Genomic DNA, 22,316 nt, shown 5'->3' on the forward strand with positions numbered 1-22,316 from the left:
ACCCTTTTCGTGCTGTCAGACAGCCCGAATCACGTGTTTGATTTCCTGGAACGCCTGCAAACCCCATGGCCCCAACTCGCGGCCGATGCTGCTCTGTTTGTAGCCACCCCAGGCGGTCTGGGGGAAGATCACCTGCGGCGCGTTGATCCACACCAGCCCCGCCTGCAAGGCGTTGGCGACTCGATCAGCCGCCTCGGCATTGCGCGTGACCACACTGGCTACCAAGCCGAACTGGCTGTCGTTGGCCAGGGCAATCGCCTCGGCTTCAGAGGCGAAACGGCGCACGCAGATCACCGGGCCGAAAATCTCTTCACACCACAGCGCACTGTCGAGGGGCACTTCGGTGAAGATCGTCGGCTGCAAAAAATAGCCGCGCGGCAAGTCTGCCGGACGATTACCGCCACAAATCAACTTGGCACCCGCAGTCAAACCACGATCAATGTGGCCCAACACGCGCTGGTATTGCGCCTGATTGACCAGTGCGCCCATTTCCACGGCCGGGTCGAACGGGTCGGCCACGCGAATGGCTTCGGTGCGCGCCTTCAGACGCAACAGGAATTCATCAGCCAGTTCATCGGCGACCAGCACGCGACTGGTGGCGGAACACATTTGCCCGGCGTTGAAGAAACCGCCGCCACAGGCCACTTCCACCGCCAGGTCGAGGTCGGCATCAGCCAGCACCAGCAGCGAGGATTTACCGCCCAGTTCCAGGCTCACGCCTTTAACGGTTTCCGCCGCGCGTTGCATGACTTGCACGCCCACCGCGTTGCTGCCTGTGAAGGAAATTTTGGCGATGCGCGGATCCGCCGACAGTGGCGCGCCGACCGCCAGGCCGGTGCCGCACACCAGGTTGAAGACTCCGGCTGGCAAACCGGCCTTAGCGATGATCGACGCCAGCTCCAGTTCCGGCAGCGGTGTCACTTCCGAAGGCTTGAGCACCACGCAGCAACCGGCAGCGAGCGCCGGGGCGAGTTTCCAGGCGGTGGTGACCATCGGGAAATTCCACGGCACGATCAGGCCGACCACACCGGCAGGCTCACGGCGCAGACGCGCACTGAAATCGTCGCTCGGCAATTCAACGGCGCTGTCTTGTTTAGCGTCGAGGCCTTCTGCCAGACCGGCGTAAAACTCGAAAGTGGCGATCACGTCATCGACATCGATAGCGGCTTCGAACAGCGGCTTGCCGTTGTTGCTCGACTGCAAATGCATCAATTGCTCACGACCCGCCTGCACGCCCGCTGCGATTTTGCGCAGGATCGCGCCACGCTCGGCACCGGTGGTTTTCGACCAGTCGGCGAAGGCCTTGGTCGCCGCACTCACGGCGTGATCGACGGCCTGGGCATCGCCGCCATTGACCGTGGTCAACAGGGCTTCGGTCGCCGGGTTGATGACGCGCAGGTGTTCGTTGCCCGCCGACCATTGACCGTCGATGAATAGACCGTCCAGTGTCGTAGGGAACGTCATTTCGACACCGCCTTCATCCACTGGGTCTGATCGATTTCAATCAAGGTCGGGCCTTGACGATCGGCCGCGGAACGCAGCGCTGTGCGCAGTTGCTCGATACTGCTGATCGCTTCCGCTGCGCAACCCAATGCCTTGGCCACACCGATGAAGTCCGGGGTGTAGATGTCCACGCCAACCGGCTCGATGGCGCGGTTGACCATGTATTTCTTGATCTCTTCGTAGCCTTGGTTATTCCACAACAGCACAATCACCGGGGTCTGCGCTTCTACAGCACTGGCCAGTTCCGGCAAGGTGAATTGCAGGCCGCCGTCACCGATCAGGCACACCACCGGCGCACGCGAGCCGCCTTCAACGCTACCGCCAAGCCAGGCGCCGATGGCGGCCGGCAAGGCGTAACCGAGGGTGCCGTAACCGGTGGACGAGTTGAACCAGCGCCGTGGTCGCTCGGGATTGAATGTCAGGTTGCCGGTGTAGACAGGCTGGGTCGAATCGCCGACGAACACCGCGTCCGGCAACACGTTCAATACCGTTTCAAGGAAGCGGGTCTGGGCCAGGGTCGGGGCATCCCAAGTCTTGGCCAGTTCTTCACGCAAACGGGCGGCACGGGCCTGACCCCAATCGTTGCGACGCTCGGCCAGCGACTGCTGGGACAGCGCACTCAGCAAAGCCTGGGCGGCGTTACGCGAGTCGGACACCAGCGCCACGTGCGGCGGATAGTTGCGCACGGTCTGGTCCGGGTCGATGTCCACTCGCAGCAGCTTGCCCGGGATTTCGAAACCACCGGCGAAGGTGACGTCATAGTCGGTCTCGGCCAGCTCGGTGCCGATCGCCAATACCACGTCGGCCTCGGCCACCAGTGCACGGGTCGCAACCAGGCTTTGGGTGGAACCGATCAGCAACGGGTGGCTGGATTCGAGCATGCCTTTGGCATTGATGGTCAGTGCCACCGGTGCGTCCAGCAGTTCGGCCAGTTCCGTCAGTTCAGCGGCGGCATCGATGGCACCGCCACCGGCGAGAATCAGCGGACGCTTGGCGCCGGCCAGCAACTCGGTCATGCGCGAAACGGCGGTCGGCGATGCGCCGGCGCGGTCGATGTTCACCGGTACGCTGCTGAGCAGGTCATCGGCTTCTTCAACCAGCACGTCCAATGGAATTTCGATGTGCACCGGACGCGGACGGCCCGCCTGAAACAACGCGAATGCGCGGGCCAGAACGCCCGGCAACTCGGACGCCGACATCAAGGTGTGGGAGAAAGCCGCCACGCCGGCAACCAATGCGCCTTGGTTCGGCAGTTCATGCAGCTTGCCGCGACCGCCGCCCAACTGGCTGCGCGATTGCACGCTGGAGATCACCAGCATCGGGATCGAGTCGGCGTAGGCCTGGCCCATGGCGGTGGTGATGTTGGTCATGCCAGGGCCGGTGATGATGAAGCACACACCCGGTTTGCCGCTGGTGCGTGCATAACCGTCGGCCATGAAACCGGCGCCCTGTTCGTGACGCGGAGTGACGTGGTTGATGCTCGAACGGGCCAGCCCGCGATACAGCTCCACGGTGTGAACCCCGGGAATACCGAACACCTGCTCGACCCCGTAATCTTCGAGTAACTTGACCAATACTTCGCCGCACGTCGCCATTGTGTTTTGCCCTTCTTGTTCGTTTGAGACGCCGGGCCTGCGCAATGTTTATGATGGGTGGGCAGGTCCAGGGATGGCCTCATTGGAACGGGCGACACGTAGCCGCAACAATGGATAAAAAGTCATACTAGCCATGTCCTCACGTCATACCTTGGATTCCAATGAAACGACTGCCTCCCCTGTCGGCGCTCCACAGCTTTCTGATTACCGCGCAATGCTGCAATTTCACCCGGGCCGCCGAACAGCTGCACATCACCCAAGGCGCGGTAAGCCGACAAATCGCCGGGCTGGAAGATCATCTGGGTTATGAGCTGTTTATCCGTCAGGCTCGCGGCCTCGATCTGACGGCAGAAGGACGCGAATGGCTGCCACGGGTTCAGCAGATTTTCGGGCTGATCGACGAGGCGGTCGAACAGATCGGCCAGAAACGCGAAACCCTGCAACTCAAGGCCCCGACGTGCGTCATGCGCTGGCTGCTGCCGCGTCTTATGCAATGGCAGAGAGAGCGTCCGGATGTGCCGGTGGAACTGACCACGACGGTCAAGCACGGCGTGGATTTTCATCGCGAACAGTTCGATGCGGCGGTGATGTACGGCGCGCCGCCGGACACTTCATTGGTGTCGCAACGCCTGTTCGATGAACAGCTGACCCCGGTCTGCTCCAAACCGTTGCTCGAAGGTCCGGTGCCATTGCTGACACCGGAAGATCTTGAGCAGCACATGCTGCTGCATCCCACCCGTGATGAGCGGGACTGGAAGGCCTGGCTGGCCACGGCCAATGTTCGCCTGAGCAATGTCAGCAAGGGTCAGCACTTCGAAACCCTGGACCTGGCGATGTCGATGGCGTCCCAGGGGACGGGTGTGGCGATCGGAGACTGGTCGTTGATTGGCGATGACTTAAGCGCCGGGCGGCTGGTCATGCCGTTTGAATTGAAGGTAAAGACGGGGCTGGGGTATTACCTGGTATTGCCGCAAAAGTCCGCACCTTCGCCGAAGTTGCAGGAATTATTGGGGTGGTTGGTCGAGCAGGCTCAAGCGCGGTGAAACCCGAAAGTCTTGATGCGGTTCCCTGTGGGAGTGAGCCTGCTCGCGATTGCGGTTGATCATTCAACGGTGATGTCGACTGACCCAACGCCATCGCGAGCAGGCTCACTCCTACAAGGGATCGGTGAACTCAGTAGCCGACGGCGAACCGCTGACGGGAATGCTTCGGCACTTCCACTTCGTCGATCATCGCAATCGCATAATCAGCAAACGTGATCCAGCTGCGCCCTGCACTGCTCACCAGCAAATCATCCTTGCCGATCCGGAACATGCCTGTACGCTCACCTTCGACAAACTCCGCCGACGGTGACAGGAAGGTCCAGTCCAGTTCGTGTTCCTGACGCAAGCTCTCAAGAAACAAAGCACCGGCACCCGCCTCGGCCTTATACGCCTCGGGAAAGCCCTTGCTGTCGATCACGCGTGTGCTATCCGGCAACAACAGCGAACCGGCGCCCCCCACCACCAGCAGACGTTTCACCCCGGCCTTTTTCACTGGCCCGATCACGGCAGCGGCGGCAAGCGTCGAGAAATGCGCGGCGCTGATGACCACGTCATGACCGGCAACTGCGGCCTGCAACGCTGCGGCATCAAGGGCATCGACGTTCTTGCTGACCACACCGGCACGCTGGCCGATTTTCGACGTGTCGCGGGCAATGGCGGTGACGCTGTGACCACGACGCAGCGCCTCTTCCAACAGTTGGCTGCCGGCACGGCCGGTGGCCCCGATGATTGCGATTTTGCTCATGACATTCTCCAGTTGGCTCAGGTGAACTAGTGTATGCGGAACGATCATTCCCCCCACTTCATCTCGCCCTTGGCGACTTTGGCGCTCAGTTCCAGCGAGCTTTCTTCGCCCAGCGTCGGGAAGCGTTTTTTCATCGCGGCGATCAGTGCGGCGGAATCTTTGGCCTTGGCGGTTTCCTCGTCGAAGGCCTTGATGTATTCCGCCGTGAACTGCACGGCGGCCAAGGATCGAGCGCTGTCCCCGAGGTAATGCCCCGGCACGATGGTGTTCGGTTTCAAGGTTTCGATGGAGTGCAGCGTAGCCAACCAATCGGCGTGTGATTGCGGGGTTTGTGTATCGGCCATCCAGACATGGATGTTCTCTGCCACGACCACTCCACCGACGACCGCTTTGATCGACGGAATCCAGACGAAGGTGCGATCAGGCTGTTTCCCCTCCAGCCCCACCACCTGCAACTTCTGCCCTTCCAGTATCAGGCTGTCGCCCTTGAGTACTTGGGGCACGATGGTTGTCGCCGGTACGTCGGCGCCCATTTTTGGCCCCCAGAACGCCAATTTGCCGTCGACGGTGTGCTTGATGTGGTCCACGGTCGGCTGCGAGGCGAGCACTTTTGCATTCGGAAACGCGGCAGTCAGAGTGTCGAGACCGAAGTAGTAATCCGGGTCGCCGTGGCTGATGTAGATGGTGGTCAGTTGCTTGCCGCTGGCGCGGATTTTCTCGACAACCTGTTCAGCCTGGGATTTGCCGAATTGCGCATCCACCAGAATCGCCTCCTTCTCGCCACTGACCAGTACCGACGTCACCGGGAAGATCGCCTTGTCGGCGGGGTTGTAGACCTCCAGCGTCAGGGTCGATGCGGCTGCTGCATGGGCCGCGAAGCCGAGCGTGGCGGTGGCCAGCAAAATGCGCTTGAGGGTGGTGAAACCGATCATGTGTTGCTCCGTTGTCCGAATGCCATGCTTGGCGATGGGAGGGAGCTTAGTTGCATGACTCAGTACAAAAAATGCGATGCTGGAACATAGTTTGTTTCTGAAAGCGTGCAAATCATGGATCGTCTACAAGCAATGCGGGTGTTCGTCACGGTGGTCGACCTCGGCAGCCAGTCGGCCGCCGCCGACCAACTGGACCTGTCGCGGCCAGTGGTTTCGCGCTATCTGGCGGAGTTGGAGGATTGGCTCGGCGCCCGGTTGATGCACCGCACGACCCGCAAGCTGAGCCTGACCGCCGCCGGCACCGAGATGCTGCCCCGCTGTCGGCAGATGCTCGACTTGTCCACAGACATGCGAGCCGCTGTCAGCGAGCCGGACGATACGCCGCGCGGATTGCTGCGGATCAGTGTCAGCACCTCGTTTGGTCAGGCGCAACTGGCGGACGCCATGGCGGCATTCGTCAAACGTTACCCCAGCGTCAGCATTGATATGCAAATGCTCGACCGCACGGTGAACCTGGTGGATGAACGCATTGATCTGGCGATTCGCACCAGCAACGACCTGGACCCGAACCTGATTGCCCGGCGGCTGACGGTCTGTCGCTCGGTGATCTGCGCCTCCCCCTCCTACCTGCGCGAACATCCGACGCCGCAGCGGGTGGAAGATCTGAGCCGGCATAACTGCCTGACCCATTCCTACTTCGGCAAAAGCCTTTGGCATTTCGAGGAGGACGGCGAACCGGTCTCTGTGGCGGTCCAAGGCAACATCAGCGCCAATGAAGCCAGCACCTTGCTGCGCGCGGCAATGGCCGGCGCGGGGGTGGCGATGCTGCCAAGTTATCAAGCGGGTGTGCATATCCATAGCGGGGAGCTGATCCGCCTGCTGCCCCAGGCCGAGCCACGACAAATGAACATCTACGCGGTGTACGCCTCACGCAAACATATGCCCGCGGCGTTGCGCAGCCTGCTGGATTTTCTCGTTTTGAGGTTCCCCGATGAACCAGAATGGGATCTCGGCCTGTAAACACCCCCGTAGGAGCTGGCAAGCCAGCTCCTACAAGGGGTACGGGCAATGCCACTTTAGTGGCAACTCACCGGCGCTGACCTATGCTCAAAGTAATACCCAAGGGTATTCGTTCAGAGGTCCACGCCATGAACATCAAAACAAGAAGATACCTCACCATTTTTATCACCTGCGCGGTGACGCTGGCGCTGTATGGCACTGCGGCCTGGCGGGTCGAGCAGGCGCGGCAACTGCCCCGTGAATTTGCGAGCTGCAACTTCGAGCGCTGCATTCCCCACAATGCGACCCTCAACGCCCTGCGGTGACGAAGGGGATCAGGCCTCGTTGTCCTGATCGGCCTTCAAGCGATCGCGAAACGCCTTGGGCGAAATCCCCACTCGACGCCGGAACAGGCGCGTGAAGTTGGTCGGATCGGAAAACCCCAACACGTCGGACATTTCGTAAATAGTCATGCTGGTGTAGGTCAGCAAGCGCTTGGCCTCCAGCAACTGCCGTTCGTGCATGATCTGCAACGCCGGTTGTCCCGCCAATTCACGGCACGTGCCGTTGAGGTGGGACACGGAAATCCCCAGCCGATGCGCCAGGTCTTCAACTTTGACGTGCTGGCGGTAAGTCTCTTCCACCAGTTGAATAAACCCGTTGAGGTATTCCCGGGCGCGCTGCGGACGCTGGCTGGCGTTGCGGCGCGTGATCACCTGTCGGCTGACCCAGACCATGATCACGCTGACCAACGAATGCATGAGCATTTCACGCGCCGGCTGGTGACCGGTGTATTCGTCTTGCAGTGCTGAAAACAGGCTGTTGAGGTAGTCGCCGTCCTTGCCCGCCGGGTAGCTTTCGGGCTGGGCCAGCGCATTCACCGAGTTGCCCAGTTGCGCCTGCAAATGGGCAACCAGCGGCGCGGCCAGGGTCAATACAAACCCTTCGACGTCCTCGGAAAACCGATAACCATGCACCGACAACGGCGGCAGGATCAGGATCGCCGGTTCAGTCAGTTGCGTGCGTTTACCTTCGATTTCAAGCTCTGCCTGACCTTTGAAAACGAAGAGTAACTGGCACAAATCGGCGTGGCGGTGGGGTTTGATTTCCCACTGATGTTCGCGGCTGCGTTTGGAAATGGTCTCGCAGTGCAGTAAGTCCGGGGTCGGCCAGTCCAGGCTTTCACCGTACAGCTTGAACACTGGAATCGAAGGCAGGTCAGGCTTGTTCATCAAGGCCTCGAGGTTACGGGCGATAATCGCACTGATTGGCAGAATGTACAGGTATCGGCTCAGTTTTCACCTTCAATTGACAGACTCGCAAGTGAAAAATGCAAGCACTCGAAACATAAAAATAATTCACCGGCCATGGTCGCGTGGAGCTTGCGAGTCTTAAAAACAATGAAAACACTGAAGACCCAAATCGCCATCATTGGCGCCGGCCCCTCCGGTTTACTGCTCGGTCAGCTGCTGCACAACGCCGGTATCGACACCCTCATTCTTGAACGCCAAAACCCGGATTATGTGCTTGGCCGAATCCGTGCCGGCGTCCTTGAACAAGGCATGGTAGAGCTGTTGCGTCAGGCCGGGGTGGGTCAGCGCATGGATGCCGAAGGGCTGGTGCACACCGGCTTCGAACTGGCACTCGATGGTCGCCAGGTGCACATCGATCTGCACGCATTGACCGGCGGAAAAACCGTGATGGTGTATGGCCAGACCGAGGTCACCCGCGACCTGATGTCCGCTCGTCGGGAGGCTGGCGCGCAGACGATTTACGACGCCTGCAACGTCGTACCGCACGGGATGAAAACCGCAGAACCCTTTGTGACATTTGAGAAGGATGGCGAGACGTACCGCCTCGATTGCGACTACATCGCCGGGTGCGATGGCTTCCACGGTGTGGCGCGCCAATCGATCCCGGACGATTGCCTCAAGGTCTTCGAGCGCGTCTACCCGTTTGGTTGGCTCGGCATCCTCGCCGACACACCGCCGGTGCACGAAGAGCTGGTGTATGCCCGCCACGAGCGCGGCTTTGCCCTGTGCAGCATGCGCTCGGCAACCCGTACCCGTTATTACCTCCAGGTACCGGCTGACGAGAAGGTTGAAAACTGGTCTGATCAACGCTTTTGGGATGAACTTAAATCCCGTTTGCCTTGCGCGTTGGCAGAGTCATTGGTCACTGGACCTTCCATCGAAAAAAGCATCGCGCCGTTACGGAGTTTTGTTGTGGAACCGATGCAATACGGGCGTATGTTCCTGGTCGGAGACGCGGCACACATTGTTCCACCCACCGGTGCCAAAGGCCTGAACCTCGCGGCCAGCGACGTCAGTACGTTGTTCAATATTTTGCTGAAGGTTTACCGCGAGGGACGCGTGGATTTGCTGGAGAAGTACTCCGAAATCTGTCTACGCCGCGTCTGGAAAGCCGAGCGTTTTTCCTGGTGGATGACCTCGATGCTGCATCGCTTCGACGACCATGACGCCTTCAGTCAACGCATCAGCGAATCGGAGCTGGACTACTTCGTCGGTTCTGAAGCCGGCCGAAAAACCATTGCAGAAAATTACGTCGGGCTTCCGTACGAGGCTATCGAATAGCCTGCTATCGACTTACACTGGCGAGCATTCCCGCTCGCCTTGTTCCTCGCGGGCCCCCCACTGCCTGCAGGTTTTACCGTGACCAATCTCAACCAGCCTGACAGGCCTAAACCGGCCATTCGCAGCGTGCTGATCGCCCTGATGCTGGCGATCTTTCTCAGCGCACTGGACCAGACCATCGTTGCCGTCTCGATGCCAGCGATTTCCGCCCAGTTCAAGGATGTCAACCTGCTGGCCTGGGTGATCTCCGGGTACATGGTGGCGATGACGGTGGCGGTGCCGATCTACGGCAAGCTCGGCGATTTGTATGGCCGTCGCAAGCTGATGCTGTTTGGCATGGGGCTGTTCACCCTCGCTTCGTTGTTCTGCGGCATGGCCCAGAGCATGGAGCAACTGGTGCTGGCGCGGATCATTCAAGGCATCGGCGCGGGCGGGATGGTTTCGGTCAGCCAGGCAATCATCGGTGACATCGTCCCGCCCAGGGAACGCGGGCGCTATCAGGGATATTTCAGCAGCATGTACGCCGTGGCCAGCGTGGCCGGCCCGGTGCTGGGCGGCTACATGACCGAGTACTTGTCCTGGCGCTGGGTGTTTTTGATCAATCTGCCACTGGGCCTTGGGGCCTGGCTGGTGGCCAATCGCACGCTGGTCGGGCTGCCGGTGCCGCAGCGCAAGCCGATCATCGACTACCTCGGCACGTTGCTGATGATCATCGGTTTGACCGCATTGTTGCTAGGCATCACTCAAGTCGGCCAAGGTCATTCGTGGCGCAGCGCCGAAGTGCTGGGATTGTTTGCCTGTGCGGTGCTGGTGCTTGGGGTGTTCGTCTGGCATGAACGCCGAGCGCGAGAACCTTTGTTGCCGATGCATTTGTTCGCCAACCGCAACGCGATCCTGTGTTGGTGCACGATTTTCTTCACTAGCTTCCAGGCAATCTCGCTGATCGTGCTGATGCCGCTGCGCTTCCAGAGCGTCACCGGCGCCGGGGCCGACAGCGCCGCGCTGCACCTGTTGCCGTTGGCGATGGGCTTGCCGATCGGCGCGTACTTTGCCGGACGCCGTACCTCGGTGACCGGGCGCTACAAACCGATGATCCTGACCGGGGCGGCGCTGATGCCAATCTCGATTCTGGGCATGGCGTTCAGCCCGCCTCAGGCCTTTGTACTGAGCAGCCTGTTTATGTTGTTGTGCGGGATCGCTGGCGGCATGCAATTCCCGACGTCATTGGTCGGCACGCAGAACTCGGTGGACCAGCGCGATATTGGCGTCGCCACCAGCACTACCAACCTGTTTCGCTCGCTGGGCGGCGCGGTGGGGGTGGCGTTGATGTCGGCACTACTGCTGGCGTTGTTGCAGGACTCCAGCTTTGCCCACATCGCCGGTTCGTCGCTGATTGCCGAGGGCAGTTCGGGCAATGTCTTGCTCGATGGCTTGAACGCCGCACCGGGGGATGCACAAAACGCCTTGCGCGCCGAGTTGTTGCTGACGTTCAGGCATTTGCTGATGGTCAGTGCAGCGGTGTCGCTGTTGGGGTTGGCGGCGGCGGTTGCGATGCCGAATATGTTGTTGCGGGGGCGGGAAGACAAGGTTCGGTAGTTGGACCGAGTCGCGGCCTTCGCGAGCAGGCTCGCTCCCACAGTGGATGCCCAGTGATCACAAAATATGTGTACGACGGAGATCCTGTAGGAGCGGCGGTGCGACGATTCGACTTGCCCGCGAAGGGGCCATTACAGGCACCAAAGAACTCACGGGCTGTAATACCCGACAGCCACCAGAAAGTGCCCGACCTTTTTCAGGTAGGCATGCTTGTTCTCAATCTTGTTGGTGACCGGGTTTTTCCAGCGGTATTCGTAATCGCCATAATCCTTCTTGGCCATCAACGCCAGGATCGGCTCGCCCACCGGTTTACCTTCCGGGTCCTTGATCGCGCCGAAGTCGGTATTGACCAACCGCAGGTTGGTGCCGTGGGCCACGTAACGCTGGGTGTTCAGGTCGACGACGAACACATACAGGTCATCCTGCAAGTAACCGCCCTTGAGGGAATTGATCGCGGTCAGTGTGCCCTTCTCGTCCTTGGCCAGATCGGTCGCGGCTTTGTTCAGCAGCGCCATTGCCTGTTCCGCCGACGCCCGCGGCAGGTAGTAACCGACCGCCAGAATCCGATTACCGACGCGCTGATAGTAAACATGTTTGCGTTCGACTTTGCCGTCAGCCCAGTTCTGCCAGCGGTATTCCGCCTCTTGAATGCCATTGCTCTCCGGCACTTTCACGGCGTCCTTGAAGGCTTTCTGCAAGTCCGGCCCGAGAGTTTCGGTGACATCACGCCCGATCAACGCGGCAGATGGCCCGCCGCTCGCGAGCATCATGCCCTTGGTATCGACCACAAAGACGTAGCGGTCCTTGTCGACAAACTCGCCTTGACGACTGAATGCCGCGAGGGCCTTGTCACCATTGTCGTGGTAGTAGGCCAGGGCCTTCTCCAGCAAGGCTTTGGCGGCCTGACTGTCTTCTTTTTCTGTACCGGCGGCATGAGCCTGCCCGAGGCACAGCAAGAGCGTCCCACCCAGTAAGGCCAGTTTGCGCAGAACCCCCATAGTGCATTCCTCGTTCTTGTCGGTGTCTCAAGAGCGTAGACGGCAATGGGGGATATACCCGGCGGGGCCTGGGTTTACTGCCGGGTGCGAAGTTGTTGCTGCAGATTCTGGATCTGCGCCTGAAGGGTGTTGATGTTGCGGGTGACCTGGCCGCGGAACGCGTCGAACTCGGCGGTATTGGTGGCGCCTTGCGCAGCGGCCGGGCGGTTGTCCTGCACGCTTTTGAGCACAATCATCTCCTGCTCCAGACGCTCGATAGCGGCGCTCGGGTTGCCCTGTTTTTTCAGCGAGGCAATGTCGGCGCCCAGGCTTTTGAGCTGAGCGTCGAATTTGCTGCTGTCGTCCGGCGTGCTTTTCAGCGCAGTCAACTCAGCGCTCAAGGCTTTGACCTGCGCCTGCAATTGCGTATTGGCCGCTTGGTGCTCGGTATCCTGAGCGGTGAGTTGCGCCAGTCGCTTATCCAATTCACTGGTTTGCGCAGTCATCTGCGCCAGACGTTTGTCCAGATCAGAGGCCTGGCCGACAACACCTTGTTGCTGTTTGCCCTGATCCAGCAGTTTGGTTTCCAGGTCCTTGATTTGCAGTTTCAACGCCTCGCTGTCGCTGGTGACGTTAGTCTGGCTGGCGACGACCTTGCCGGAAATGTCCTGCAAGCGCCCCGCTGCTTCTTCACTGATACGCGCGAAACTTTCCTGGGTCGCGACCAGTTGTTGTTCCATCAGCGAGATCTGCTGAAAACTCCACCAGGCAAGACCAGCAAATGCAATAAACAACGCGCCGACCAATGCCCAGAGCGGGCCGGTGCTAGCGCCTTTGACGTTGACTACCGGCGCCGGCCGCGAATGCACGCGGGTACGAACAGTGGGCGGATAGTCATCATCGTCGAGGCTGTCGGCACGCAGACTCGGTACATTCTCGAAATCGTCGTTGGCATCGTTACGCATGGACATTGAATCAACCTTTGTAGAACGAGGTGATGGCTTTATGCGGCGAGTATAACCCCCACTGCCGCACCGATTGACTCTCTACACCCAACTCGGTTCAGTGCTGGCAGGCGGGATTGGACGGTCAGCGGATGTCCTGAGCCTTCCACCAACTGCAAAATTCATCGAGGGCGGCCCAGAGGCTGACTTTCGGATCGTAGTCCAGATAATGCCGGGCGCGGCTGATGTCCAGGGTGAAGTTTTTGTTCATGACCTGCATGCCTAGTCGCGACAAGGTCGGCTCGGGGCGCCCGGGCCACAACTTGCACACCCCTTCGTTGAGCGCCGCGACGGTATAACCCAAACCGTAGGAACGGTAGCGCGTCACTTGTGGGACTTCCATGTTGCGCATGACGTAATTGACCACATCCCACACTGGAACCGGGGTTCCATTACTGATGTTGTAGGCCTTGCCCAAGGCCGAGCCGCTGGCGAGCAAACTGCTGAGCAACGCTTCGTTGAGGTTTTGCACACTGGTGAAATCGACCTTGTTCAGGCCATTACCGATGATCGCCAAGCGTCCTTTGCGCTGCATTTTCAGCAATCGCGGAAAAATGCTCATGTCACCGGCGCCCGTGACGAAACGCGGGCGCAGCGCCAGGACTTCGAGGCCGAATTCCTGGGCACCGAAGACCTTTTGCTCGGCCAGAAATTTGGTTGCGGCGTAAGGGTGCTTGAACCGCTTGGGTACCTGTTCTTCGGTCAACCCCAAGTGATCACGGCCATCGAAGTAGATCGACGGCGAGGACAAGTGCACCAACCGTCGAACGCGCTGCTTCAGACAAGCTTCGACCACGTTTTCGGTGACCTGGACGTTTCCTAGATGAAAGTCCTGATAGCGCCCCCACAGCCCCACTGCCCCCGCGCAATGGACCACGGCTTCGACGTCTGAACACAGGTCGCGCGCCAGTTCCGGGTCGCTCAAATCGCCCTGAATAAACTCCGCGCCACGGCGCACCAGGTGTTCGACGCTTTCGGCCCGGCGACCGTTGACCCGCACGTCCAGGCCCTGCTCCAACGCGAAACGCGCAAAGCGTCCGCCAATGAAGCCGCTTGCGCCGGTGACCAGAATTTTCATGTAGTGCTCCGATGTCTTTCGTTTTGCGTATTTCGAGAGGTCTTGACGCTGTCCGTCAGTCCAACGGCACCAGCCATTGCTTCGACGAACGCACCAATTGATCGGTCAACAACCCCAGAAGTTGACCGCCATTGCGCCAATGATGCCAGTACAGCGGCACGTCGATGGGCTTATCTGGCAAAAGCTCCAGCAAAACACCGCGTTCCAGTTGCTCGCGCACCTGTAATTCCGGGACCAGCCCCCAGCCGAGACCGGCCTCGGTCAAGCGAATGAAGCCTTCAGACGAGGGGCATAAATGGTGTTCGAAACCGCCATCCACCCCCAGCGAAGCAAGGTAGCGATGCTGCAGGAAATCGTCCGGGCCAAAGACCAGCGCCGGGGTTTTCGCCAGTCGGTCAGCGCGAACGCCTTCCGGGAAATGGCGCTCGATGAACGCCGGACTGGCCAACGCCCGATAACGCATGGCCCCCAGCAGAACGCTGCGGGCACCAGCCACCGGGCGCTCGCTGGCGCAGACACACGCCGCCACGTCGCCGGCGCGCATACGTTTGAGGCCGACGGTCTGGTCTTCAACCACCAGATCCAGCAGCAAGTGTTGTTCGGCGCAAAAGTCGCCCACCGCTTGCGCCCACCACGTGGCCAGGCTATCGGCATTCAACGCGATGCGCAGGCGCTCCGGCAGGCCCTCTTCATCCAGCGCCGGCACCAGGGACTGCAAATCGCGCTCCAGCAAACGCACCTGCTGCACATGGTTGAGCAGGCGCCGACCAATTTCCGTCGGCGCCGGCGGCGTCACCCGCACCAGCACCGGTTGGCCGACCCGCGCTTCCAGCAGTTTGATCCGCTGGGAGATCGCCGATTGCGACAAGCCCAGCACCTGCGCGGCCCGTTCGAAACCGGCTTGCTCGACCACGGCAGCCAGGGCAGAGAGTAATTTATAGTCGAACATCAGTTTTCCTAATGAGCGATCAGCATGATTGGTTTTTCTTATACAGGTTAGCAGCGGAGAATGCCCATCAAGATCTCTTTAACAAGGAACACCGACATGGCTGGCGAAACATCATTGGCAACCCTGCTGCGCAGCATGAGCCCGCAACTCAACGCCGGCGAATACGTGTTCTGCACCCTGCGCGACGGCAAGCTGCCGGCGGGCCTTGAGATTGTCGGCAGCTTTCGCGAACAGGAGGGTCTGACCGTGGTCCTGGAGCGTTCCCACGCCGAAAAGGCCGGTTTCAGCTTTGACTACGTTGCAGCCTGGATCACCTTGAATGTGCATTCCGCTCTGGAAGCCGTCGGTCTGACCGCCGCCTTCGCCACCGCGTTAGGCAAGGCTGGCATCAGCTGCAACGTGATCGCCGGTTACTACCACGATCACCTGTTTGTCGGTCAGGCCGACGCCGAACGCGCACTGCACGTGCTGCGCGACCTTGCAACCAACGCGGAGTAACCTTTATGTGGCAAAGCTATGTGAACGGCCTGTTAGTGGCCGCCGGACTGATCATGGCGATTGGCACGCAGAATGCGTTTGTACTGGCGCAAAGTCTTCGGCGTGAACATCACCTGCCGGTGGCGGCGCTGTGCGTGGCGTGCGATGCACTGTTGGTCGCCGCAGGCGTGTTCGGTCTGGCGACCGTGCTCGCACAAAACCCGACATTGCTGGCGGTTGCCCGTTGGGGCGGCGCGGTGTTTCTGATTTGGTATGGCAGCCAGGCGCTGCGCCGCGCTTGCTCGAAACAGAGCCTGCAACAGGGAGAAAACCAGGCCGTGCGCTCACTGCGCGCCGTCATGCTCAGTGCGTTGGCAGTGACACTGCTTAACCCGCACGTTTATCTGGACACGGTTTTGCTGATCGGCTCCCTTGGTGCGCAACAAACCGAACCTGGTGCTTATGTCGTGGGCGCGGCGAGTGCGTCGTTGCTTTGGTTTTTCACTTTGGCATTGGGCGCGGCGTGGCTGGCACCTTGGCTCGCGCGACCGAGCACCTGGAGAATTCTTGACCTGTTGGTCGCGGTGATGATGTTTGCCGTGGCCTTTCAATTAATTGTCACCCCTTAATTATTCCAAATGGCTCTGGAACCTCTATTCCACACAGTTGTTGCGTGGTTATGCAGCACCCCCAGTGCTATGATCCGATTCCCTGCGCCGCAAAGAGTACAAACTCCCCGGCGCTTGTCTGGCCGCCCGTGATCGGCCTTGCGCTCACCGCAACTGACCTGATTAGGAGAATCATCATGGCTTTCGAATTGCCGCCGCTGCCTTACGCACACGATGCCCTGCAGCCGCACATTTCCAAGGAAACTCTGGAATACCACCACGACAAGCACCACAACACCTACGTCGTGAACCTGAACAACCTGGTGCCAGGCACCGAGTTCGAAGGCAAGACTCTGGAAGAAATCGTTAAATCTTCCTCGGGCGGTATCTTCAACAACGCCGCTCAGGTCTGGAACCACACCTTCTATTGGAACTGCCTGGCGCCAAACGCCGGCGGTCAACCAACCGGCGCGCTGGCTGAAGCCATCAACGCTGCGTTCGGTTCGTTCGACAAGTTCAAGGAAGAATTCAGCAAGACTTCCATCGGCACCTTCGGTTCCGGTTGGGGCTGGCTGGTGAAAAAGGCTGACGGTTCCCTGGCCCTGGCCAGCACCATCGGCGCCGGCAACCCGCTGACCAACGGCGACACCCCGCTGCTGACCTGCGACGTCTGGGAACACGCCTACTACATCGACTACCGCAACGTTCGTCCGAAATACGTCGAAGCGTTCTGGAACCTGGTCAACTGGAAATTCGTGGCTGAGCAGTTCGAAGGCAAAACCTTCACCGCTTAAACTCGATGCCAGTCAAAAAACCCGGCTTTTGCCGGGTTTTTTATTGCCTGGAGAAATGTGTCGACTATTCGGGCGCCATCGCGGGCAAGCCCGCTCCCACAGGTGATCTATGTCGTGTTCAAAACCTGAGAACACACTCAATCTCTTGTGGGAGCTGGCTTGCCTGCGATAAACGATAACGCGGTGCTTGATTAGACCTGCGGATCGACGTTATCCAAGGCGCGATTCACCGCCAATTCCGCCAGCATGATGATCTGCTGAATCGCCAACACCGTATTACGCTGCGGACCTATCAGGTTAGCGGCGAAATCGCTGGTCATGACGCTGGCGGAGGCCAGTGACTCGCAGGCTTGGGCCAGGAGGCTTTCGGTGTCCATGTTCGAGGCGATCATGTACATCGTGCTCGGGCGGCGGGGTTTTTCGGTGTATTGCGATGGTGGGTCGAGGTAGTAGTCGAGGGCGCGTTTGATGGCTTCGCGGTCTCGCAGGAGCGCTTCGGATTGGGTGTCTTCGGTGTCTGGAGGGATGGTGTTGAAGGGTGGATCGGGAATCAATTTGTCCATTGAAAATTTCTCCAGCGTTGGAGGCTCCACTTGCCGCTTCTCACACGGCGAAGAGGTGGCAGCTATGTGCGAGGTGAGAAGACCGGTTATGGACACCCGGCCGGACCGAAGTCCGCCCGCACACAGCCGCCATAACGCATTTACCGGCAGCAAGTAAGCTGGCGGCGATTATGCGTGTACAGACACTGGATGACCATAAGTTGCCGGGCTCTCACACCCGGTCGCTGAGTTTTCAGCGACCGTCAGAGGTTAGAGAGACTGCTTCCTACCCGGCAACCTGAAAAATGCGTGGAAAAGCGCTGTGTTTTTTACACATCTTTCAACACACAAAATTGAAACGCGGAGCGTCCATGGCGGCATACCCGCGCGGGAGCGTGGGAACGATCAGTCGGGTGGCAGCAGAATGAGATTGGTAGGCTGTCAGGCCGCCTTCGCTGGCAAGCCAGCTCCTACAGTAAATCGGTGTACACCCGCCGCTTTTCACCACTCATCAGGCCGAGCGTTAGCTCGCCTGCAGCTCTTGATCTTGATTCACCCGCCCCCTCGGGAGGCTGAGTGGAGGTGTGCATCCGGGGAGTGGCGCGTAGCGCCGTTCGACGCAGTCGAACACGCTGCATGTAGGTCGTAGCGAAGCAGACCGGAGGGCAGTGTCCCCGGATGGATACCGGAACGAAGGAACGCCGAGCCTTAGCGAGGGGCCGGACGCTCGGGGCGAGACCTTTTGGTTCCTTTTGGGGCGTTTGCCAAAAGGGACTCGCTGTAAGAGCGAAACCATTAGCGGCCGTTACCGCAGGAATGGATATGTACACAACCAACAAGAACATGGTCGGCCCGAAGGCCGCCTTCACTGGCAAGCCAGCTCCTACAGTTAGAACGCGTACCTCCACAAAACAGGCCAAACCGACGATGAGTCCAGCCTTAGCCCCCTTGCCGCACCGCCATAGCCGACTACCATCAACCAAGAAGGAAAAATTATCCCAATCCCCTCAAGTTGAAGGCTCCAACTACCGACACAGTACTAATAGGACAAATACCCCAGGCAACAGCATATCGGCCAAGCCCACAGGCAAAACCCCCTGTGATGGATTGTCCCTTTGACTGCCATCACGGGATTGCCAATACTCATGGCAACTTGATGCTACCCGCACGAAACAAGGAATAACCCTTTGAAGCTGGAACTCAAGAACAGCTTGTCGGTGAAGTTGCTCCGGGTCGTCCTCCTCTCGGCATTGATTGTCGGCGTGGTCTTGAGCTGCGCGCAGATCGTTTTCGATGCTTATAAGACGCGCCAGGCCGTAGCCAACGATGCCGAACGTATCCTCGACATGTTCCGCGACCCCTCGACCCAGGCCGTTTACAGCCTTGACCGGGAAATGGGCATGCAAGTGATCGAAGGCCTGTTCCAGGATGACGCCGTGCGCCAAGCCTCCATCGGCCATCCCAACGAAGCCATGCTCGCGCAAAAATCCCGCGAGTTGCAGCATTCAGACAGCCGCTGGCTAACCGACCTGATCCTTGGCCAGGAACGCACCTTTACCACCCAGCTGGTCGGTCGAGGCCCATACAGTGAATATTACGGCGACCTGAGCATCACCCTCGACACCGCCACCTATGGGCAAGGGTTCATCGTCAGCTCGGTCATCATCTTTATCTCCGGCGTGTTGCGCGCCCTGGCCATGGGCCTGGTGCTGTACCTGGTGTACCACTGGCTGCTGACCAAACCGTTATCGCGAATTATCCAGCACCTGACCGAAATCAATCCCGATCGCCCCAGCGAACACAAAATTCCGCAGCTCAAGGGTCACGAAAAGAACGAACTGGGGATCTGGATCAATACCGCCAACCAGTTGCTCGAATCCATAGAACGCAACACCCACTTGCGCCACGAAGCCGAAAACAGCCTGTTGCGCATGGCCCAGTACGACTTCCTCACCGGACTGCCGAACCGCCAGCAATTGCAACAACAACTGGACAAAATCCTGGTCGACGCCGGCAAACTACAACGCCGGGTCGCGGTGTTGGTGGTGGGTCTGGACGACTTCAAAGGCATCAATGAACAGTTCAGTTACCAGACCGGTGACCAATTGCTGCTGGCGCTGGCTGACAGGCTGCGGGCCCACAGCGGCCGACTCGGCGCCCTCGCTCGTCTGGGCGGCGATCAGTTCGCCCTGGTCCAGGCCGATATCGAACAACCCTACGAAGCCGCCGAACTGGCGCAAAGCATCCTCGATGATCTGGAAGCGGCGTTTGCCCTCGATCACCAGGAAATTCGCCTGCGCGCGACTATTGGCATCACCTTGTTCCCCGAGGACGGTGACAGCACTGAGAAGCTGCTGCAAAAAGCTGAGCAGACCATGACGTTGGCCAAAACCCGCTCGCGCAACCGCTATCAGTTCTACATCGCCAGCGTCGACACCGAGATGCGCCGTCGTCGCGAACTGGAGAAGGATCTGCGTGACGCACTGGCCCGCGATCAGTTCTACCTCGTCTACCAACCCCAAATCAGCTACCGCGATCACCGGGTGGTGGGTGTCGAGGCGTTGATTCGCTGGCAGCATCCCGAGCATGGCCTGGTGCCGCCCGACCTGTTTATCCCGTTGGCCGAGCAGAACGGCACCATCATTGCCATCGGTGAATGGGTGCTGGATCAGGCCTGCAAGCAATTGCGCGACTGGCACGATCAGGGCTTCCCCGACCTGCGCATGGCGGTGAACCTGTCCACCGTGCAATTGCACCACGCCGAGTTGCCGCGCGTGGTGAACAACCTGCTGCAAATGTACCGCTTGCCACCGCGCAGCCTGGAACTGGAAGTGACCGAAACCGGCCTGATGGAAGACATCAGCACGGCCGCCCAGCACCTGCTGAGCCTGCGTCGCTCCGGCGCATTGATCGCCATCGATGACTTCGGCACCGGCTATTCGTCACTGAGCTACCTGAAAAGCCTGCCGCTGGACAAGATCAAGATCGACAAGAGCTTCGTACAAGACCTGCTCGATGACGACGACGATGCAACCATCGTTCGGGCGATCATCCAGCTGGGCAAGAGCCTGGGCATGCAAGTGATTGCCGAAGGCGTGGAGACCGCCGAGCAAGAGGCCTACATCATCTCCGAAGGCTGCCACGAAGGTCAGGGCTATTTCTACAGCAAACCGTTGCCGGCACGGGAATTGAGTGCCTTTCTGAAACAGGCCCAGCGCAATAACGCGGCTATTTTGTAGGTCTGCGAACATCGCAGCCTCGTTTCACTCTGTAGGAGCTGTCGAGTGAAACGAGGCTGCGATCTTTGATCCACGACACACCTCTTGCGCAAATAGGAAATATTTCCACCTGCACCCTTTACACAGAATGCGAAAGATTTGCATTATGTCGCAGTTTTGCGCGCGTGAAGCGCCAGTCCACCCCTCTTGAAGCAGGATGTTCGCCATGATTCGTATGCCTCTGGCTACCGCCAGTCTGTTGGCCATCGCTATTTCCCTCGCCGGTTGCGGCGAAGGCAAAGACAAGGCCGCCGCCGCGCCAGCGCCTGCTGCGGTCGTTAGCACTGCCGCTGCAGCATCAGCACCTGCTGTCGCGCCTGCCGCTGCCAGCAAAGTCGATGAAGCCGCCGCCAAAGCCGTTATCGCGAATTACGCCGACATCGTCTTCGCCGTTTACAGCGATGCCGAATCCACCGCGAAGACCCTGCAAACCGCCGTCGACGCCTTCCTCGCCAAACCGAATGACGACACCCTGAAAGCCGCCAAGGCTGCCTGGATTGCTGCCCGCGTTCCTTACCTGCAGAGCGAAGTGTTCCGCTTCGGCAACACGATCATCGACGACTGGGAAGGTCAGGTTAACTCCTGGCCGCTGGACGAAGGCCTGATCGACTACGTCGACAAATCCTACGAACACGCACTGGGTAACCCGGGCGCAACAGCCAACATCATCGCCAACACTGAAGTTCAGATCGGCGAAGACAAGGTCGACGTGAAAGACATCACCCCGGCAAAACTCGCCAGCCTGAACGAGCTGGGTGGTTCCGAGGCTAACGTTGCGACCGGCTACCATGCCATTGAATTCCTGCTGTGGGGCCAGGACCTGAACGGTACCGGCCCTGGCGCCGGCAACCGTCCTGCTTCCGACTATCTGGAAGGCAAAGGCGCAACCGGCGGTCACAACGATCGTCGCCGCGCTTACCTGAAGTCCGTGACCCAACTGCTGGTCAGCGACCTGGAAGAAATGGTCGGTAACTGGAAGCCGAACGTGGCCGACAACTACCGCGCCACCCTGGAAGCCGAACCGGTTGATTCGGGTCTGCGCAAAATGCTGTTCGGCATGGGCAGTCTGTCCTTGGGCGAACTGGCGGGCGAGCGCATGAAGGTTTCCCTGGAAGCCAACTCCCCGGAAGACGAACAGGATTGCTTCAGCGACAACACCCACAACTCGCACTTCTACGATGCCAAAGGCATTCGTAACGTGTACCTGGGCGAATACACCCGTGTCGACGGTACCAAAATGACCGGCGCCAGCCTGTCGTCCCTGGTGGCCAAGGCCGACCCGGCTGCCGACAACGCGCTGAAAGCCGACCTGGCTGCTACCGAAGCCAAGATCCAGGTCATGGTCGATCACGCCAACAAGGGTGAGCACTACGACCAACTGATTGCTGCCGGCAACACCGCTGGCAACCAGATCGTCCGCGACGCGATCGCTTCCCTGGTCAAGCAGACCGGTTCGATCGAAGCCGCCGCTGGCAAACTGGGCATCAGCGACCTGAACCCGGACAACGCTGATCACGAATTCTGATCAACGCTGGCTGCACAAGAAGGCGACCTTAGGGTCGCCTTTTTCATACCTGCCTGAATGCAATCCCCCTGTGGGAG

General features: G+C 59.5%; 20 protein-coding genes. 10 read left to right on the plus strand and 10 right to left on the minus strand.

Annotated features, from left to right (window positions below):
* Nucleotides 1–15 precede the first annotated feature (15 nt).
* Entirely contained in the window at nt 16–1,464 is a 1,449-nt protein-coding gene (locus AC3ISI_RS22835; protein ID WP_489333916.1) for an aldehyde dehydrogenase family protein, read from the minus strand.
* Complete coding sequence (locus AC3ISI_RS22840) at nt 1,461–3,098, minus strand: 5-guanidino-2-oxopentanoate decarboxylase (RefSeq protein ID WP_489333918.1); 1,638 nt, start codon at nt 3,096–3,098, stop codon at nt 1,461–1,463. Before AC3ISI_RS22840 ends, AC3ISI_RS22835 begins: the two co-directional genes overlap by 4 nt.
* 161 nt (nt 3,099–3,259) lie before the next feature.
* Here AC3ISI_RS22840 and AC3ISI_RS22845 point away from each other — a divergent pair, with 161 nt between their 5' ends.
* A complete protein-coding gene (locus AC3ISI_RS22845; RefSeq protein WP_489333919.1) occupies nt 3,260–4,141 on the plus strand; it encodes a LysR substrate-binding domain-containing protein in 882 nt (293 codons plus the stop codon).
* A 130-nt stretch (nt 4,142–4,271) separates the two neighbouring features.
* Here the strand turns inward: AC3ISI_RS22845 and AC3ISI_RS22850 are convergent, their stop codons facing one another.
* Together AC3ISI_RS22850 and AC3ISI_RS22855 are read right to left on the minus strand one after the other, a co-directional pair.
* Nucleotides 4,272–4,886 (minus strand): NAD(P)-dependent oxidoreductase, encoded by a 615-nt coding sequence (locus AC3ISI_RS22850; protein WP_489333920.1) that lies wholly within the window; start codon nt 4,884–4,886, stop codon nt 4,272–4,274.
* 44 nt (nt 4,887–4,930) lie between these two features.
* Complete coding sequence (locus AC3ISI_RS22855) at nt 4,931–5,818, minus strand: MBL fold metallo-hydrolase (RefSeq protein WP_489333921.1); 888 nt, start codon at nt 5,816–5,818, stop codon at nt 4,931–4,933.
* A gap of 114 nt (nt 5,819–5,932) precedes the next feature.
* On the opposite strand from AC3ISI_RS22855, the gene AC3ISI_RS22860 reads away from it, so the two are divergent.
* Nucleotides 5,933–6,838, plus strand: a complete 906-nt coding sequence (locus tag AC3ISI_RS22860; RefSeq protein WP_489333922.1) for a LysR family transcriptional regulator — start codon at nt 5,933–5,935, stop codon at nt 6,836–6,838.
* Between the two features lie 128 nt (nt 6,839–6,966).
* A complete protein-coding gene (locus AC3ISI_RS22865) occupies nt 6,967–7,143 on the plus strand; it encodes a hypothetical protein (protein WP_170219114.1) in 177 nt (58 codons plus the stop codon).
* 9 nt (nt 7,144–7,152) lie between these two features.
* Here AC3ISI_RS22865 and AC3ISI_RS22870 read toward each other — a convergent pair whose 3' ends face one another.
* On the minus strand, nt 7,153–8,049 hold the full coding sequence (locus AC3ISI_RS22870) for a helix-turn-helix domain-containing protein (RefSeq protein WP_489333923.1): 897 nt from the start codon (nt 8,047–8,049) through the stop codon (nt 7,153–7,155).
* Between the two features lie 177 nt (nt 8,050–8,226).
* On the opposite strand from AC3ISI_RS22870, the gene pobA reads away from it, so the two are divergent.
* Together pobA and AC3ISI_RS22880 are read left to right on the plus strand one after the other, a co-directional pair.
* Nucleotides 8,227–9,411, plus strand: a complete 1,185-nt coding sequence (gene pobA, locus AC3ISI_RS22875; RefSeq protein ID WP_489337772.1) for a 4-hydroxybenzoate 3-monooxygenase — start codon at nt 8,227–8,229, stop codon at nt 9,409–9,411.
* Between the two features lie 78 nt (nt 9,412–9,489).
* Nucleotides 9,490–11,007 carry an MDR family MFS transporter gene (locus AC3ISI_RS22880; protein WP_489333924.1) on the plus strand — a complete coding sequence of 506 codons (1,518 nt, stop codon included), beginning with the start codon at nt 9,490–9,492 and terminating at the stop codon, nt 11,005–11,007.
* A 149-nt stretch (nt 11,008–11,156) separates the two neighbouring features.
* On the opposite strand, the gene AC3ISI_RS22885 is transcribed toward AC3ISI_RS22880, so the two are convergent.
* The 4 genes from AC3ISI_RS22885 to AC3ISI_RS22900 form a co-directional block, all read right to left on the minus strand.
* Complete coding sequence (locus AC3ISI_RS22885; protein WP_489333925.1) at nt 11,157–12,005, minus strand: cache domain-containing protein; 849 nt, start codon at nt 12,003–12,005, stop codon at nt 11,157–11,159.
* 74 nt (nt 12,006–12,079) lie between these two features.
* Nucleotides 12,080–12,955 carry an ATPase gene (locus tag AC3ISI_RS22890; RefSeq protein WP_489333926.1) on the minus strand — a complete coding sequence of 292 codons (876 nt, stop codon included), beginning with the start codon at nt 12,953–12,955 and terminating at the stop codon, nt 12,080–12,082.
* Between the two features lie 118 nt (nt 12,956–13,073).
* On the minus strand, nt 13,074–14,066 hold the full coding sequence (locus AC3ISI_RS22895; RefSeq protein WP_489333928.1) for an NAD-dependent epimerase/dehydratase family protein: 993 nt from the start codon (nt 14,064–14,066) through the stop codon (nt 13,074–13,076).
* Nucleotides 14,067–14,121: 55 nt separating this feature from the next.
* The gene (locus tag AC3ISI_RS22900; protein ID WP_489333929.1) at nt 14,122–15,015 is read right to left on the minus strand and encodes a LysR family transcriptional regulator ArgP; all 894 of its coding nucleotides are present in this window, start codon (nt 15,013–15,015) and stop codon (nt 14,122–14,124) included.
* A gap of 96 nt (nt 15,016–15,111) precedes the next feature.
* Between AC3ISI_RS22900 and AC3ISI_RS22905 the strand changes: the two genes are divergently transcribed.
* From AC3ISI_RS22905 to AC3ISI_RS22915, 3 genes are all read left to right on the plus strand, one after another.
* A complete protein-coding gene (locus tag AC3ISI_RS22905) occupies nt 15,112–15,513 on the plus strand; it encodes an ACT domain-containing protein (protein WP_489333930.1) in 402 nt (133 codons plus the stop codon).
* A gap of 5 nt (nt 15,514–15,518) precedes the next feature.
* Complete coding sequence (locus AC3ISI_RS22910; RefSeq protein ID WP_489333932.1) at nt 15,519–16,121, plus strand: LysE/ArgO family amino acid transporter; 603 nt, start codon at nt 15,519–15,521, stop codon at nt 16,119–16,121.
* A gap of 176 nt (nt 16,122–16,297) precedes the next feature.
* Entirely contained in the window at nt 16,298–16,894 is a 597-nt protein-coding gene (locus AC3ISI_RS22915; protein WP_065949384.1) for a superoxide dismutase, read from the plus strand.
* 191 nt (nt 16,895–17,085) lie between these two features.
* Here AC3ISI_RS22915 and AC3ISI_RS22920 read toward each other — a convergent pair whose 3' ends face one another.
* Nucleotides 17,086–17,457, minus strand: coding sequence for a DUF6124 family protein (locus AC3ISI_RS22920; protein WP_489333933.1), 372 nt, complete (start codon nt 17,455–17,457; stop codon nt 17,086–17,088).
* Nucleotides 17,458–18,623: 1,166 nt separating this feature from the next.
* On the opposite strand from AC3ISI_RS22920, the gene AC3ISI_RS22925 reads away from it, so the two are divergent.
* Both AC3ISI_RS22925 and AC3ISI_RS22930 read left to right on the plus strand, forming a co-directional pair.
* The gene (locus AC3ISI_RS22925) at nt 18,624–20,675 is read left to right on the plus strand and encodes a putative bifunctional diguanylate cyclase/phosphodiesterase (RefSeq protein ID WP_489333934.1); all 2,052 of its coding nucleotides are present in this window, start codon (nt 18,624–18,626) and stop codon (nt 20,673–20,675) included.
* A 205-nt stretch (nt 20,676–20,880) separates the two neighbouring features.
* Nucleotides 20,881–22,239 carry an imelysin family protein gene (locus AC3ISI_RS22930; RefSeq protein WP_489333935.1) on the plus strand — a complete coding sequence of 453 codons (1,359 nt, stop codon included), beginning with the start codon at nt 20,881–20,883 and terminating at the stop codon, nt 22,237–22,239.
* Nucleotides 22,240–22,316 lie beyond the last annotated feature (77 nt).

This window comes from Pseudomonas sp. GL_139_B (assembly GCF_057834475.1).

Coding starts and splice junctions, on each gene's coding strand:
- AC3ISI_RS22835 (WP_489333916.1), bottom strand. CDS start 1,464: ATGACGTTCCCTACGACACTGGACGGTCTATTCATCGACGGTCAATGG.
- AC3ISI_RS22840 (WP_489333918.1), bottom strand. CDS start 3,098: ATGGCGACGTGCGGCGAAGTATTGGTCAAGTTACTCGAAGATTACGGG.
- AC3ISI_RS22845 (WP_489333919.1), top strand. CDS start 3,260: ATGAAACGACTGCCTCCCCTGTCGGCGCTCCACAGCTTTCTGATTACC.
- AC3ISI_RS22850 (WP_489333920.1), bottom strand. CDS start 4,886: ATGAGCAAAATCGCAATCATCGGGGCCACCGGCCGTGCCGGCAGCCAA.
- AC3ISI_RS22855 (WP_489333921.1), bottom strand. CDS start 5,818: ATGATCGGTTTCACCACCCTCAAGCGCATTTTGCTGGCCACCGCCACG.
- AC3ISI_RS22860 (WP_489333922.1), top strand. CDS start 5,933: ATGGATCGTCTACAAGCAATGCGGGTGTTCGTCACGGTGGTCGACCTC.
- AC3ISI_RS22865 (WP_170219114.1), top strand. CDS start 6,967: ATGAACATCAAAACAAGAAGATACCTCACCATTTTTATCACCTGCGCG.
- AC3ISI_RS22870 (WP_489333923.1), bottom strand. CDS start 8,049: ATGAACAAGCCTGACCTGCCTTCGATTCCAGTGTTCAAGCTGTACGGT.
- AC3ISI_RS22885 (WP_489333925.1), bottom strand. CDS start 12,005: ATGGGGGTTCTGCGCAAACTGGCCTTACTGGGTGGGACGCTCTTGCTG.
- AC3ISI_RS22890 (WP_489333926.1), bottom strand. CDS start 12,955: ATGTCCATGCGTAACGATGCCAACGACGATTTCGAGAATGTACCGAGT.
- AC3ISI_RS22895 (WP_489333928.1), bottom strand. CDS start 14,066: ATGAAAATTCTGGTCACCGGCGCAAGCGGCTTCATTGGCGGACGCTTT.
- AC3ISI_RS22900 (WP_489333929.1), bottom strand. CDS start 15,015: ATGTTCGACTATAAATTACTCTCTGCCCTGGCTGCCGTGGTCGAGCAA.
- AC3ISI_RS22905 (WP_489333930.1), top strand. CDS start 15,112: ATGGCTGGCGAAACATCATTGGCAACCCTGCTGCGCAGCATGAGCCCG.
- AC3ISI_RS22910 (WP_489333932.1), top strand. CDS start 15,519: ATGTGGCAAAGCTATGTGAACGGCCTGTTAGTGGCCGCCGGACTGATC.
- AC3ISI_RS22915 (WP_065949384.1), top strand. CDS start 16,298: ATGGCTTTCGAATTGCCGCCGCTGCCTTACGCACACGATGCCCTGCAG.
- AC3ISI_RS22920 (WP_489333933.1), bottom strand. CDS start 17,457: ATGGACAAATTGATTCCCGATCCACCCTTCAACACCATCCCTCCAGAC.
- AC3ISI_RS22930 (WP_489333935.1), top strand. CDS start 20,881: ATGATTCGTATGCCTCTGGCTACCGCCAGTCTGTTGGCCATCGCTATT.